17 protein-coding genes are annotated in these 14,499 nt (G+C 49.0%); 12 read left to right on the top strand and 5 right to left on the bottom strand.

What is annotated here, in order from left to right:
• A partial coding sequence (locus ACLR2L_RS13320; RefSeq protein WP_413368668.1) for an isocitrate dehydrogenase kinase/phosphatase-domain containing protein occupies positions 1-860 on the top strand: 860 nt, incomplete at its 5' end.
• A gap of 118 nt (positions 861-978) precedes the next feature.
• Here the strand turns inward: ACLR2L_RS13320 and ACLR2L_RS13325 are convergent.
• The 3 genes from ACLR2L_RS13325 to ACLR2L_RS13335 are packed head-to-tail and all read right to left on the bottom strand — an operon-like array spanning position 979 to position 2,412.
• On the bottom strand, positions 979-1,362 hold the full coding sequence (locus ACLR2L_RS13325; RefSeq protein ID WP_413368669.1) for an MAPEG family protein: 384 nt from the start codon (positions 1,360-1,362) through the stop codon (positions 979-981).
• A gap of 55 nt (positions 1,363-1,417) precedes the next feature.
• A complete protein-coding gene (locus ACLR2L_RS13330) occupies positions 1,418-1,945 on the bottom strand; it encodes a DUF3833 domain-containing protein (RefSeq protein WP_413368670.1) in 528 nt (175 codons plus the stop codon).
• Positions 1,945-2,412, bottom strand: coding sequence for a chalcone isomerase family protein (locus ACLR2L_RS13335; protein ID WP_413368671.1), 468 nt, complete (start codon positions 2,410-2,412; stop codon positions 1,945-1,947). Before ACLR2L_RS13335 ends, ACLR2L_RS13330 begins: the two co-directional genes overlap by 1 nt.
• A 221-nt stretch (positions 2,413-2,633) precedes the next feature.
• Between ACLR2L_RS13335 and ACLR2L_RS13340 the strand changes: the two genes are divergently transcribed.
• From ACLR2L_RS13340 to nspC, 4 genes are all read left to right on the top strand, one after another.
• Positions 2,634-3,530 (top strand): 1-aminocyclopropane-1-carboxylate deaminase/D-cysteine desulfhydrase, encoded by an 897-nt coding sequence (locus tag ACLR2L_RS13340; RefSeq protein ID WP_413368672.1) that lies wholly within the window; start codon positions 2,634-2,636, stop codon positions 3,528-3,530.
• A gap of 99 nt (positions 3,531-3,629) precedes the next feature.
• The gene (locus ACLR2L_RS13345; protein ID WP_140959036.1) at positions 3,630-4,037 is read left to right on the top strand and encodes a hypothetical protein; all 408 of its coding nucleotides are present in this window, start codon (positions 3,630-3,632) and stop codon (positions 4,035-4,037) included.
• A 115-nt stretch (positions 4,038-4,152) separates the two neighbouring features.
• Positions 4,153-5,355: a saccharopine dehydrogenase family protein gene (locus tag ACLR2L_RS13350; RefSeq protein WP_413368673.1), complete on the top strand. Its 1,203-nt coding sequence runs from the start codon at positions 4,153-4,155 to the stop codon at positions 5,353-5,355.
• 15 nt (positions 5,356-5,370) lie between these two features.
• Positions 5,371-6,501 carry a carboxynorspermidine decarboxylase gene (nspC, locus tag ACLR2L_RS13355; RefSeq protein WP_413368674.1) on the top strand — a complete coding sequence of 377 codons (1,131 nt, stop codon included), beginning with the start codon at positions 5,371-5,373 and terminating at the stop codon, positions 6,499-6,501.
• 36 nt (positions 6,502-6,537) lie between these two features.
• Here nspC and ACLR2L_RS13360 read toward each other — a convergent pair whose 3' ends face one another.
• Together ACLR2L_RS13360 and rsmI are read right to left on the bottom strand one after the other, a co-directional pair.
• On the bottom strand, positions 6,538-6,804 hold the full coding sequence (locus ACLR2L_RS13360) for a hypothetical protein (RefSeq protein WP_140959042.1): 267 nt from the start codon (positions 6,802-6,804) through the stop codon (positions 6,538-6,540).
• 177 nt (positions 6,805-6,981) lie between these two features.
• On the bottom strand, positions 6,982-7,815 hold the full coding sequence (rsmI, locus tag ACLR2L_RS13365; RefSeq protein ID WP_413368675.1) for a 16S rRNA (cytidine(1402)-2'-O)-methyltransferase: 834 nt from the start codon (positions 7,813-7,815) through the stop codon (positions 6,982-6,984).
• A gap of 247 nt (positions 7,816-8,062) precedes the next feature.
• On the opposite strand from rsmI, the gene ACLR2L_RS13370 reads away from it, so the two are divergent.
• From ACLR2L_RS13370 to ACLR2L_RS13400, 7 genes are all read left to right on the top strand, one after another.
• Positions 8,063-9,970 carry a penicillin-binding protein activator gene (locus ACLR2L_RS13370; protein WP_413368676.1) on the top strand — a complete coding sequence of 636 codons (1,908 nt, stop codon included), beginning with the start codon at positions 8,063-8,065 and terminating at the stop codon, positions 9,968-9,970.
• Complete coding sequence (locus ACLR2L_RS13375) at positions 9,967-10,317, top strand: YraN family protein (protein ID WP_413368677.1); 351 nt, start codon at positions 9,967-9,969, stop codon at positions 10,315-10,317. Before ACLR2L_RS13370 ends, ACLR2L_RS13375 begins: the two co-directional genes overlap by 4 nt.
• 45 nt (positions 10,318-10,362) lie before the next feature.
• Entirely contained in the window at positions 10,363-10,962 is a 600-nt protein-coding gene (locus ACLR2L_RS13380) for a phosphoheptose isomerase (protein ID WP_140959048.1), read from the top strand.
• Positions 10,943-11,551 carry a BON domain-containing protein gene (locus ACLR2L_RS13385; RefSeq protein ID WP_413368678.1) on the top strand — a complete coding sequence of 203 codons (609 nt, stop codon included), beginning with the start codon at positions 10,943-10,945 and terminating at the stop codon, positions 11,549-11,551. Before ACLR2L_RS13380 ends, ACLR2L_RS13385 begins: the two co-directional genes overlap by 20 nt.
• A gap of 345 nt (positions 11,552-11,896) precedes the next feature.
• On the top strand, positions 11,897-12,559 hold the full coding sequence (locus ACLR2L_RS13390; protein ID WP_413368680.1) for a GntR family transcriptional regulator: 663 nt from the start codon (positions 11,897-11,899) through the stop codon (positions 12,557-12,559).
• Between the two features lie 17 nt (positions 12,560-12,576).
• Positions 12,577-13,455, top strand: a complete 879-nt coding sequence (prpB, locus tag ACLR2L_RS13395; RefSeq protein WP_140959052.1) for a methylisocitrate lyase — start codon at positions 12,577-12,579, stop codon at positions 13,453-13,455.
• A gap of 96 nt (positions 13,456-13,551) precedes the next feature.
• Positions 13,552-14,499, top strand: a 948-nt coding sequence (locus ACLR2L_RS13400) for a citrate/2-methylcitrate synthase (RefSeq protein WP_413368679.1), incomplete at its 3' end; no start/stop codon positions are given.

The following is a 14,499-nucleotide window of genomic DNA, read 5'->3' on the forward strand; positions in this document are numbered from 1 at the left end:
AAAAGTCTGACGACGCCTTCGAAATTGCGCCTGGCATTCGGGGTTTGGTGATGATGGTGTTCCACCTGCCATCCTACGGCGTGGTATTTAAAATCATCAAAGACGAATTTGCCGAGAGTAAGAAAATCACCCGGGAGCACGTAATAGACCGCTACAAACTGGTGAAAATGTCAGACCGGGTCGGCCGTATGGCCGATACTCACGAATACGTTAACTTTCGCTTCCCGCTGCAACGTGTTCATCCGGACTTATTAGCAGAATTACAGGAAACCTGTGCCTCCAGTGTTGAAATAACTGGCGATGAACTGGTGATCAAGCATTTGTATATTGAACGAAAAATGACGCCGCTAAACCTGTTTCTGCAACAGGAAACCGACCCGCAGAAACTCGAAAACGCCATTGATGAACTTGGCACCTGTATTAAACAAATTGCCATGGCAAACATATTTCCCGGCGATATGTTGCACAAAAACTTCGGCATTACCCGTCACGGCCGGGTGATTTTTTATGATTACGACGAAATTTGTTATATGAGCGAGCGCAATTTCAGAGACATCCCCAAGTCTGACGATCCTTATGCGCTGGATACCTTGTCGGTTGCTCCCAATGACGTTTTCCCCGAGCAGTTCGAACATTTCATTGTGGGCAAGCGGCCATTTAAAGAAATGTTAAAGGCTAAGCACGGTGACTTAATGACGCCGGAATACTGGCGACGCGTTCAGAAGGAAACCTCAAAAGGGGAAATTCATAACTTTACGCCTTATCCGCAGTCGCGGCGCTTTAGCCGTCGTCCGGACAGGTTGGCGGGCGCCGATTCCAAGCCGTCGAAGCCAGCCGAGCCAACGCAAACCAGCGAATAACAGCTATTGTTTTACGGTTGAAAGTAACTACTGTCGCCTGTTTAACTTTTCGAAACAGCGCTCGCATTAACCCCGTGCGTTTGAGCGTTAGCGCGGGGTAACTGAACGTGCGCTTGCATTAGAATGCAGTAAAGAATAGCCCTACGCTTAATGCCAGCCCTACAACAAAAGCTACACTGCGAAGGGTATCCCACGCGTACCAGTAACAAAGCAAATATACCAACCGACACACCACAAAACTCGCCGCTAATGCAACATGTAAGGATCCAACCGACGAGGTAGCCAGCACTACTAACGCTGCTGGTGCAAAGTAAGTAATGGCTTCAAAACAATTGTAATGCGCGGCAGTTGCACGCGCGCCAAAGCCTTTGAGCTGTTGTTGCTGTTCACGGGGCAGCGAATTGTTGTATCCGCCATGCCGATGCATTGCCACCGCCAGCGGTATTTTTGCGAGAAACGGCATAATGCATACCATCAGCAGACAAGACAGGAATAACGTCATCAGATTCACTCCATGAATAATGTAATGGTACTTACTTTTGACTATTAACTATTGGCTATTGGCGCTGCATAAAAATGGTCACTTCCGCCATCACCAGACCGAACTTTTTAATGTACGAGCGATTCATTAGTGTGTCATTGTCCAGCGCCCAGAACCAATCGTCAAATGCCACTGTGTAAGTAGTATCATCAACCGGCAAGTCCATAGAATACGTAAAATTGAATGCGTTGCCATAAGGAGTACCTGTAGCTACATCAAGTATGTCTGATGCCTGTCCGGTGTAGGTGCCATTGATTTGCGGTGTGATTCTCCACACTCTCGACGCTGGCCCATCGCCCAACGAATACGTAAAGCGCTCGTCTAACACCAGCACGTTACCGTCTTTGGTGCCGCTAATATCCACCGTAAAACGCTGAACCACTTCGCCCGAGCGGTTTTGCACAATCCCCCAGGCTTTCACCTCTCCGGTAAAAAACTGCTCCAGGGAAAACTCAGGTGTTTGTTGCTTGTATGTATCGCCCTCAATTGAAACGCTACACCCCGCCATGCCAACACACAACAATAACCCCAATAAGTAACGCATTACCTGATTGCTCCTGCTAATAATTTATCGCGAAATTCGGGCTCGCTGGTTTGTTCGCCCAGCCAGATACCAAAAAAATGTTTGGCGAATCCTGTATCGGTCACATCGCCAGCCAATTGACCATTGTAGAAAAAACGGGCACTGCCGTTGGGTAAATAAACCCCGGTCAGCGTATCGCCGCGTTTTACATTGGGGAACACGCTTTCCATCAGTTTTTGCCATTTTTCGAGTTGAGTAGTGGTAACGCCAGACTGCCTGCGCATTTCTTTCACTGACCGCGCCGCAATATCCTTGCCGTCAAAGTCTCTGAGATAAGTTAACGACAATGCATAAGGCGGTTGCGATACCCATTTGCCATCGGGAGCCAGCAATACTGCATCGTAGACATCCCAAAACAACACAGAAAAACGTGCGCTGCCCACTGATTTTGCATCAGGTACGTCTTGCGAAATAAACGCATCGCTCACATTATCGCTCCTGGCCATGGTTGGTGGCGTCCAACACATTAGAGTTAATAAGCATTCGGCAGTCATACACCGCAAGCTTAAATTTACTGAGAGAGGTTGTGATTTCACTTTGCACGCAGTTAATTTTACACTATGCACCTTATACCCAGGCTGAGAGTAAATTGATCACTCAGTTTGAAACACAACGCTAAACGTCGATAAGGGCGGTGAAGTAAGCCACAATGACTATCGCTCAACATCTTAATATTGCGCTTCCGTCGCCCGTGCAGCGTTTTAAGCCAGACTGGCCGGGCGCCGAAAAAGTGAATATCTACATTAAACGAGATGATCTCATTCACCCTGTTGTGTCGGGTAATAAATGGCGGAAATTGAGTGGGCTGTTTGCGCATGCCGATACCCTTCCACGAGAAATTATTAGCTTTGGAGGCGGATTTTCGAACCACCTGCATGCTTTAGGTTATTGCTGCGCACAACTGAATATTCCCTTTACAGCAATGGTGCGCGGCGATTATTCGCTGCATCCCACCCCTATGCTTCAGGATTTGGCGAGCTGGGGAGTAACAATCAGGTATATCACCAAACTGGAATACCATCGTCGCCATGACCCTGCTTATTTAACGTCTTTACAAAACTTGTACCCCTTAGCCACTATTGTGCCCGAGGGCGGAAGCCAGCAACTGGCATTAGCAGGGGTGCAACAAACGTTACTCGAATCCCAGCAAACGTTCGACGTGGTGATGAGCCCGGTAGCCAGCGGTGCTACACTGGCAGGGTTAATTACCGCATTAACACCAAAACAACACGCTCTGGGTATTGCAGTTCTGAAAGGGGTTGGTTATCTTGAGTCACTGGTTGAGCAATTTTTGCCCGAAGGTTGCTGTAGTAACTGGCAGATCGAACACGCATTCCACCACGGTGGTTACGCTAAGTCGGGAAGCGAGCTCACCGCGTTCATCAATACCGCCTGGGAACGCTATCAGCTTCCCCTTGAACCCGTATACAGCGGTAAGGTGTTTTTTGCGCTAAAAGTACTTCTTGCACAGAATAAGTTTGCCGAAGGAACAAACCTTCTGATCGTGCACACGGGGGGGCTCCAAGGCGCGCGAAAGGACGCGTGAACACTTGTGAATAAAGGCAGCAAAGTGATCTGAAAACCCAGGTATTCCGTTACATAACCAAGCACATAAGTACCCTATTAACCACGTCAGGAATCCAATATGAGCGATGTCCATACCGGCTTTTCCCGCCCCAGTCAGCTGCTGATTGACCGCGCGTTAGTGCTGTGTAAGGTGCTGCTGGGTATGGAAAATTCGTTCTACCCTTTCGCTGCTATTTATGAAAATGGCCGGATTGGATGCTTGTTCTCCGACGACTATGGTTTAGAAAACCCGAGCGAAATGCAGTTAATGGAACATCTGCAATGGCGTATCATCGATAATATAACCGACAGCGACGCGTATGCTACCCTCGTTTACGCCGCACAAATAGAAATCAACGACAAACAGGCACAAGATGCTATTGTTATAACGTTGTGTGAACCCAATAAACCTGAACGCTCGGTGGTATATCCCTATTACAGGAGCAACCAACGCATTATTCTGGCGCCTCCTTTAATCGAAAAATAACTGTCACAAATAGCGGTTAGTTTTATCACCACAGACACACGACTTTGCTTGCCAATTTTCGGGTGTCTGTTAGCATTCACCCCAAACTTACCTCCAAGATAGAAGGGATAAAAATATGTCTCGTGTTTTGATTATTGGTGCCGGTGGCGTCGCGACAGTAACCATAAAAAAATGTGCCCGATTACCAGAGTATTTCGATGAAATTTACCTGGCCAGCCGCACCGTTTCAAAATGTGAAGCGCTGCAAAAAGAAGTGGGTGCAGACCGCGTAAAAGGCGTGTTTGCTGTAGATGCAGACGATGCAAAAGCGGTTGAAGCTTTAATTAATCAGGTTAAACCAGACCTGGTGGTTAACCTGGCCCTGCCGTATCAGGACCTGCCCATTATGGACGCATGTCTGGCAACCAAAACAGACTATCTGGATACCGCGAATTACGAGCCAAAAGACGAAGCCAAATTTGAATACAGCTGGCAATGGGCATACCAGGACAAGTTTAAAGAAGCAGGCATTATGGCGCTGCTGGGCAGTGGTTTCGATCCGGGTGTAACCAACGTATACACCGCCTATGCTGCCAAGCACTACTTCGACGAGATCCACTACCTGGATATCGTTGATTGTAACGGCGGCGACCACGGCCAGGCGTTTGCAACCAACTTCAACCCTGAAATCAACATTCGTGAAATAACCCAGCGCGGCCGCTTCTGGGAAGATGGCGAATGGAAAGAAACCGATCCGCTGAGCGTACGTGAAGATCTGGATTACCAGAATATCGGTGTGCGTGCGTCATACCTGATGTTCCACGAAGAGCTGGAATCCATTGTTAAGCATTTCCCTACCCTGAAACGCGCGCGTTTCTGGATGACCTTTGGCGACGCTTACCTGAACCACCTTCGCGTACTGGAAGGCATTGGCATGACCAGTATTCAGCCGGTAGAGTTCCAGGGCCAGAAAATCGTTCCGCTTGAGTTCCTGAAAGCCGTATTACCTAACCCGGGCTCTCTGGCGGAAGGCTACACAGGCATGACCTGTATCGGTACATACATTACCGGCGTGAAAGACGGCAAAGAAAAGACTATCTTTATTTACAACAACTGTGACCACGCAGTATGTAATGAAGAAGTAGGCGCACAAGCAGTGTCTTACACCACCGGTGTGCCGGCAATGATTGGCGCGATGATGATGTTACAGGGCAAGTGGCACAAGCCTGGCGTATGGAACATGGAGCAATTCGATCCGGATCCATTCATGGATGAATTGAACAAGCATGGCTTGCCATGGCATGTGATTGAGTGTGACGCCAGCCCGTTTGCCAAATAATCCGGGAGAGCAGCTTTGACTGATTTAACCCAGCGTACCGAGATCCCTTCGCCCTGCTACGTGCTGGAAGAAGCTAAATTGGTGCGCAACCTCGAGCTGATGAAACGCGTACAGGATGAGTCCGGTGCGCGCATCATTCTGGCGCTAAAAGGCTTCTCCATGTGGTCCAGTTTCGACATTATTAAACCCTATCTGCACGGTGCTACTGCCAGTTCAGTTTGGGAAGCGAAACTGGCCAGTGAAATGGGCAAAGAAGTACATGCCTTTTCACCTGCCTATAAACCGCAGGACATGGTGGAACTGGCCAAGCTTGTTAACCATATCTCGTTTAACAGTTTAGGACAGTGGCAACGCTACAAAAACCAATTGCCAGGGGTGTCTCAGGGCTTACGCGTAAACCCTGAACATCAGGAAGCAGAAACACCGCTGTACGACCCTGCTGCGCCGGGCTCCCGCCTGGGTATTCGCGCAGTGGAGCTTGAAGGGGTGGATCTCACTGGCATTGAAGGCTTTCACTGTCACAACCTGTGCGAGTGTGATTCGTTTGCTACCGAGCGCACGCTCAAAGCACTGGAAGTGCGCTTTGGTAAGTGGTTCGGGCAACTCAAGTGGTTAAATCTGGGCGGCGGCCATTTAATGACCCGCGCAGGTTATAATGTTGACCATCTGATCAACACACTGAAAGACTTTAAGGCCCGATACCCAAACCTGGACGTTATTTTAGAGCCTGGTTCGGCGGTAGCCTGGCAAACCGGACCGCTGATTGCCGAAGTGGTAGACATTGTTGAAAACGAAGGCAAGATTGCGATTCTGGACATTTCTGCCACAGCGCACATGCCAGACGTACTGGAAATGCCTTATCGTCCGGCAATTTTAAATTCGGCATTGCCCGGAGAAAAAGCCTTTGATTACAAACTGGGTGGTAATTCCTGCCTGGCCGGTGATGTGATTGACGTTTATAGCTTCGACAAACCATTGAACATTGGCGACCGTCTGCAATTTGAAGACATGATGCATTACACCATGGTGAAAACGACCTTCTTCAATGGTGTGGAACATCCGTCTATTGGTATTTTGCGCAGCGACAACACCTTTGAGCTGGTTCGTCAGTTCGACTACAGCGACTTTAAAGGCAAATTGTCTTAAGTATTTTCAATGGGCAGCAACAGGCTGCCCATTTTTTTACAAGATCCCTCTGCCCCGCTTGATTCCGCTCTCCCCAATTCTGCCTTCGGCCAGCACTTCATCGTTTAACTTAATGGTGAACGGCGCGTTTGTTTTGCCCACAATACTGTACTGAAAACCGTAAATATGGTCTTCGTGAAGGTGCAAGGTGGTACTTCTTACTGGCGAAACCAACTCGTAAATGCCGTCATCGATGTGCTCATCTATTACATCCACCAGCCAGTTTCCGCGTTCAATATCAATTGATAGCTGCTTTTCGCGCATGAAAAACTCTCCCTGGGTGTTACCCGAATATCGATATGACCTGATAAGAAACGCTGAACTGAAATTAAACCAACGCACATACGCTAGTTTGAATGTTCAGCACAGTAGACGATTGCAGGGCGATTTATTATTGGCTCGCGTGTTACTCACGTTTTAATTAACACGCGTTGTTTGAAATTATTCTAGGTCCAATCCGGCCTGGTACAAAGCGTTTTTCTTTAGCTGATAATGATCTGCAACAATAGCAGCCGCTTTTTTTAGCGGAAGGTCAGCCTTCAGGCGTTTTAGCAATGACATGGCTTCAGCCGAAATAGCATTTTGATCAATTTGCACGCCGTCTATCATAAGTACAAACTCGCCTTTTTGATGCACGGCATCCGCCTCCAGCCAGTCGATAACCGTTTGCGCATTGCCACTGATATAACGTTCGAATGTTTTGGTGAGTTCTTTTGCCAGTACGATATGGCGCGCATCGCCCAAAACGGCCTGCACGTCTTTAAGGGTATCCAGTACCCGGCGAGGTGCTTCGTAAAACACCGTGGTATGAGAGCGGGAAGTCAGTGCTTCCAGCGCCGTTTGGCGTGCCACGGTTTTAGCAGGTAAAAAACCTTCAAAAATAAATTTATCGGTGGCCAGCCCCGAAGCGCTAAGGGCAGTAATTGCCGCACAAGGACCAGGCAGCGCAATCACATCAATACCCTGCTCTCTGCAGCGACTCACCAGCTTATACCCGGGATCGCTGATTAGCGGTGTACCTGCGTCACTGATCAACGCCACCGTTTCGCCGTTAAGCAACTTTTGACACAACATCTGGCTGCGACTGTCTTCATTGTGGTCGTGCAATGACAGGGTTTTGGCCTGAATACTGAAGTGCTGCAACAACTTTGCGCTGTGCCGGGTATCTTCGGCAGCAATCCAGGCAACCGACGATAACACGTCGATGGCACGCTGGGTGATGTCCTGAAGATTGCCAATGGGGGTAGGCACAATGTAAAGAGGGGCTGAACTCATGGGTGTAATCCGCGCGGTAAATTGCGCGTAATATACCCTGATGCGCGGCAGGTTAAAACCTACTACTGAGTTTTAGCCTGAATTGAACCGTGAATTGAGCCATGAATTACGCTGTAAATTACCCTGATCCTAAGTCCGTATTTGCCAATAGTGCTTAGATTTTATCGGCGAGTCAGTTACACTGGCAGTATTGCAATCCGCCGCGCGCCGCCGGGCAGATTCTTCATTGAACATTTGCAGGATGATTATGGTTCGATTGAGCACTTCGATACTGTTTGTAACCAGCACACTACTTATTCTGAGTGGTTGCGGGTCAACCCCGGTTACTCGTACGCTCCCCTCGCGCGTAGCGCCGGTAGAAACGCCAGCGAGTGAGGACGTATCAGAACAATTAAGTCCGGAAGCCTTAATTATTCTGGCCGAACAACACTGGCAAACAGATAGCGCCAACACCCAGGCTCAGGATTATCTTATTCAGGCGGCAGAGTTGTGGCAAACGGCTGGTGAATCCCTAAAAGCCCAACAAATCGTCTACTCACTGCGCAACACATCGCTGCCAGCCAATCTGCAGGCTCGTTACAACCTGTTATTAGCGCATCAGTACGCTGACGACCCCAAAGTAAGTAGCGAGCAAATTCTGGCGTTATTGTCTGGATCGTTATCCGATGCGCACTTACGGCAGCAACAATTTGCCATAAAAGCCAATCAGTATGCGCGGCTGGGCCAGTGGTTACAGGCAACTGACGCCTTATTGCAAAGCACCGACATCACCCCTGACATTGTTAACCATGCCTGGAACTGGGTAAACCGAGCCTCTGTAAAAGACGAAGCCAGTGTTGCCAGATTAAAGGCCGTAACGCCGTTTGTGTCACTTAAACAACTGGTACGGGAACATGGCTTTGATCAAGCCAATCTGATTCAGCAACTCATCAATTTCAGACAAGTCTACCGTGGCCATCCATTAGTGACTTACTGGCCAGAATCGTTAACCAAAGTAACCGACCTTGAGCCGGTAAGGCGCGACAACGTAGCCGTATTTTTGCCATTGAGTGGACGCTTGCAAGCAACCGGCATGGCCATAAAGGAAGGCATTCTGGCCGCCTACTTTAACGATCAGAGTGCACAGCGCGCAAATCAAATTCCCCTGTTACAGTTTGTAGATACCAATAGTACAACCCCAGAACAACTGGCAGCGATTGCCGCCGAAGCAGACTGGGTAATTGGGCCGCTATTAAAAGAAAACGTGGATGCGCTGCTGCCGCTGCTCTCGCCTAAAGTAAAAATGCTGGCACTGAATCGCCCTGACGCTCCCCTTTCGCCTTTGGCGCAGGCATCGGAAGAACTGCTGCCTTCATCATTTGGGGTGCAAATTTTTTATGCACTGGCACCGGAAGATGAGGCTCGTCAGCTGGCCAACGAGGTTTTCGAGAAAGGCAAATCGGCTCCTATTCTGGTTGCCTCTGAACAATCCCTGCATCAACGAATGCAGGAAGCCTTCATTGATCAATGGGCAAAGCTCACGGCTGGGTTGGCCAGTCATCAGCACAGTGCACCTACGCTGGTAACCTACACCGACAACGCGGGCCTGCGCGACGGTATTCAGGAAGCACTGGATGTAGCCCAAAGCAAAGAACGCATCAAAGAAATTCAGGGCTTTGTAGACGATGAACTGTACAATTTGCCCAGAAACCGGTTAGACATTGATGCTATCGTGGTTTTCGCCTCGCCAGAGCAAACCGAACTACTGAACCCGGTTATCGAAGCCAGCATAAGCCCATTTAATGGTGAATCTGTGCCCGTTTTTGCCACCTCGCGATCGGTGGATTACAGCAAATCACGCAATCAGTGGCGCGACTTACAAAACCTGCATTTCTTAGATATGCCATGGGTGTTGCCAACCAACCCCAACAAACAACTCGAGGCGCTTACCAAGGAGCTTTGGCCACAGCGCCCAACCAGCTTACAACGCCTGTTTGCCTTTGGTGTGGATGCTTACAATATCATTCCATTGTTGGGTCAAATGGTGTGGCTACCACAACTGGAATACCAGGGCCTTACCGGCACACTTAAAATAAATGGTCAACGTGAAGTGGTGCGAAAACTGCCTGAAGCCGTGGTTAACCAGGAAGCCATTCAACTGGTTGGTACCCAATGAAAACAGCCCGGCTGATTGGATTTGCTCAGGAATCACAGGCCTGTAAATACCTTCAGCAGCAAGGGCTCACACTGGTTGCACAAAACGTTTGTTACCGCGGCGGAGAGTTAGATCTCATCATGCGAGACAACCAGACCTGGGTATGCGTAGAAGTAAAATTTCGCCGCAAAAGCCATTACGGCAGCGCCGCAGAGACTATCAGCGCAGCAAAAATCCGCAGAATGGGTGCTGCCTTTCAACGTTATTTAAGTGATAATGGTGTAAATCCGGCCATGGCGCCTATGCGTCTGGACGCTCTTGTAATCGACAATAAAGAAGTGAACTGGATAAAGAACATTGGTGTCTGATGCATTAATGTGCCTGTTGTATTTCACTTGAACCTTTGCAAATCAATGATTGAAAATATAAAAGCTAATTTTACAGAAAGTATCCAAACCAAAATTGCAGCATCTGAAATGTTACCGGCTGCCATTGAAAAAGCTGCCAATATGATGGTAGATGCCCTGATCCACGGCCACAAAATCCTCAGTTGTGGAAACGGTGGCTCAGCAGGTGATGCCCAGCATTTTTCATCTGAAATGCTCAATCGGTTTGAACGTGATCGCCCAAGCTTACCGGCTATCGCACTGTCTACCGACACCTCTACTATCACCTCTATTTCGAACGATTACAGCTACGATGAGATTTTCTCTAAGCAAGTAAGAGCGTTAGGACAACCCGGTGACATCCTGCTGGCTATTTCTACCAGTGGTAACAGCCGAAATGTGATTAACGCCATGGAAGCTGCGTTATCCCGCGATATGACTATTGTGGCGCTAACCGGCAAAGATGGCGGTGAAATGGCAGGCTTTTTAAGTGAACACGACGTGGAAATTCGCGTCCCCTCTAACCGAACCGCGCGCATACAGGAAGTGCACCTTCTTGCGATTCACTGTTTATGCGAGTGTATTGATAACAGTTTATTCCCGGCCCATGATTTCGACGATATGTAATTGGCGACAAGCCAAACGCTTACTGTTAGCGTTTGGTTCAGTGTTACTGCTTGGCCAGTTGAACGGCTGCGCCGTTGTAGCTGTCGGTGCAGTGAGTGCAACGGCAGTATCAGTGTCGGTTGACCGGCGTACTGCTGGTACCCAATTGGACGATATGAACGCCGAGAGCAAAGCATCGCGACTCATTGGCGATAACGACAATTTGCGGGAAAATGGCAATGTGGAAGTTACGGTATACAATCGCGTTGCCCTGTTAACGGGTCAGGCGCCCAGTCAGGAAGCGATTGCACAGGCAGAAGCACTGATTAAAAGCATCGGCTACATTCAGAAAATCCACAATCAAATTCGCGTGGGTAAGCCTATTGCGCCATCAACAGTGATATACGACCGCTGGCTGGCCACCAAGATTCGCACAAAAATTCTGGCATCAGATCAGGTGCCCACCTCGCAGGTGAGTATTATCGTTGAAGACTCGGAAGTATTTTTAATGGGTTTGGTCACCAATCAGGAAGCCACTGCCGCGGTGGAAATCGCCCGCCACGTAGACGGTGTAGCCAGGGTTATTAGAGCATTCGAGATTTATCAGTGAGTTGCCGATAGTTTCTACGCCTCTGTTCTCAAAGAGCCTGCGCCCTGCAGGCTTATTTGTTTTTGAATTCCTTTCTAAACAACAACGCATCCCAACCCTCATAACAAGAAACACAAGACACCTAATACTTTGGTGGTATCACCGGTTAAGTCTGATTCGGTTCGTTATACTCACTCAGCGCGCTAAACGCTTGCTTTCCAGCTTGTTTTCGGTTTTATGCAAACAACTTGAGGGCGAGTAGCAATGTCTGCTTTGTCGACAATCCATCGATTAGCGGGTTGACTAAACCCCTAACGAACACTATATTGTCGACATTCCTCTGAATAACAGTGAATTCGTGTGAGTATAGCGGTGATTACAGAACAAGCAGTAACCAGTGCCGACAAGACATTCTTCCAGCTTCGCAGCGATATTGTGGAAGGTGTCATTTCATCTGGTAGCAAGTTAAGTGAAACCGAACTGTCGACAAAGTACCAGGTTAGCCGCGCGGTGATCCGGGAGGCCATTAACCGCCTGGAAGCCTGTCATCTGGTTGAGCGTCGTGCGAATGTGGGCGCGCGCGTGGTGTCGTTAACGCCAGCGGGCCTGATTCAACTCTATCAGGTGCGCGAAGCGCTGGAAGGCATGGCCGCCAGACTTGCCGCAAAAAATATGTCAGACGATGAAATCGCTGACCTCACCTCATTGTTAGACAACCATTTTCAGACCGTAAAAGACGGCAACAGCTATTACCAGGAAGCCGGCGATTTGGATTTCCACTATCGCATTATTCTTGGCAGTAAAAATCAGCACCTTATTGAAGTACTGATCAACGGTATTTACCACCTGATACGCATGTACCGGGTACAACTGGGCATGGCGGGACCAAGGGTTACCACCGCTTTCGACGAACACAAACATGTGGTACAGGCCATTGCCAACCGCGATGAAGAGCTGGCTGAAATACTCATGCGCCGCCACATTTTGTATTCAAAAAACAACATTGAACGCAAGTTGCTTCAATCCTAAAGACAGGAGAACTCTTAATGAGCGCAGGCAAAAAATTCCGACAAGCTCTGGCAGATAACAAGCCTTTGCAAATCGTAGGTACCATCAACGCCTACAGTGCCATGATGGCAAAACGCATTGGTCATCAGGCCATCTACCTGTCTGGCGGCGGTGTTGCCAACGCCTCTTACGGTTTACCTGATTTGGGCATGACATCATTGAACGACGTAATTGCCGACGTTCAGCGCATTACCTCTGCGTGTGATTTGCCACTGTTAGTGGACATCGATACCGGCTGGGGTGGCGCATTTAACATTGCCAAAACCATTAAAGACATGGAAAAGGCCGGTGCTGCAGCAGTACACATGGAAGACCAGGTTGCCCAGAAGCGTTGTGGTCACCGCCCTAACAAAGAAATCGTGTCTACCGAAGAGATGGTTGATCGCATCAAGGCCGCGGTTGACGCGCGCACCGATCCTGATTTCTTCATTATGGCCCGCACCGATGCATTTGCTCAGGAAGGTCTGGAAAAGGCCATTGAACGCGCCAAAGCCTATGTCGCAGCAGGTGCAGACGGCATTTTCGCCGAAGCGGTGAAAACCGAAGAGCACTACCGCGCATTTGCAGACGCACTGGACGTACCCATTCTGGCCAACATCACTGAATTCGGTCAAACCGAGCTGTGGAACAAAGAGCAACTGGGTGAATGGGGTGCCGCTATGGTGCTGTATCCGCTGAGTGCGTTCCGCGCCATGAACAAAGCAGCGGAAATGGTGTATCAGTCTATTCTTAACAACGGCGACCAAAAAGCGGTTGTCGACATGATGCAAACGCGCATGGAGCTTTATGATTATCTGGGCTACCACGATTACGAGCAAAAACTCGACGCACTGTTTGCTGAAGGCAAGAACAAGTAATTACCACAGCCAGCATTGCCCAATTAAGGCTAAGAATGACCTTAGTGCTGGCTGATACAACTGTACCCTACAAAAAAATTAACGAGGAGATAAACAATGGCTAAAGCTCTAAGTGGCGCAGGTTTGCGTGGACAGGTTGCCGGTAAAACCGCCCTTTCAACGGTAGGTGTTTCGGGCTCAGGCCTGACTTACCGTGGTTACGACGTAAAGGATCTCGCCAACAATTGCCAGTTCGAAGAAGTTGCCTACCTCATTTTAAAAGGCAAGCTGCCTAACCAACAGGAACTCGACGCATACAAAGCCAAGCTGAAAGGCATGCGTGGCTTACCCCAGGCTCTGAAAGACGTACTGGAACGCATTCCGGCTAATGCTCACCCAATGGACGTACTGCGCACCGGTTGTTCGATGCTGGGCAACCTGGAAATGGAGAACGACTTCAGCGAGCAGGACGCCGTTACCGACCGCATGCTGGCTTGTTTCCCAAGTATTATTTGCTACTGGTACCGCTTTACTCACGACGGCGTGAAAGTAGACGTTGAAACCGACGATGACTCTATTGGCGCACACTTCCTGCACTTATTGCACGGCGAAAAGCCTAACGAATTGCACGAGCAGGTTATGCACGTATCGTTAATTCTGTATGCAGAGCACGAATTTAATGCCTCAACGTTCACAGCACGCGTATGTGCTTCAACGCTTTCTGATATGCACTCGTGTATCACAGGTGCGATTGGCTCTCTGCGCGGCCCACTGCATGGCGGTGCGAACGAAGCGGCGATGGAAATGATTGAAGGCTTTACCTCGGCCGATCACGCTGAAGAAGAAATGATGGGTAAACTGGCGCGCAAAGAAAAAATCATGGGCTTTGGTCACGCGATTTACTCAGAATCCGATCCGCGTAACGAGATCATCAAAGGCTGGTCTGAAAAACTGGCAAAAGACGTGGGCGACGAAGTGCTTTACCCGGTTTCTGTGCGTTGCGAAGAAGTTATGTGGCGCGAGAAGAGACTGTTCTGTAATGCCGACTTTTTCCATGCATCGGCC

This window comes from Alteromonas sp. AMM-1 (assembly GCF_047290655.1).
GTDB lineage: Bacteria > Pseudomonadota > Gammaproteobacteria > Enterobacterales > Alteromonadaceae > Alteromonas > Alteromonas mangrovi.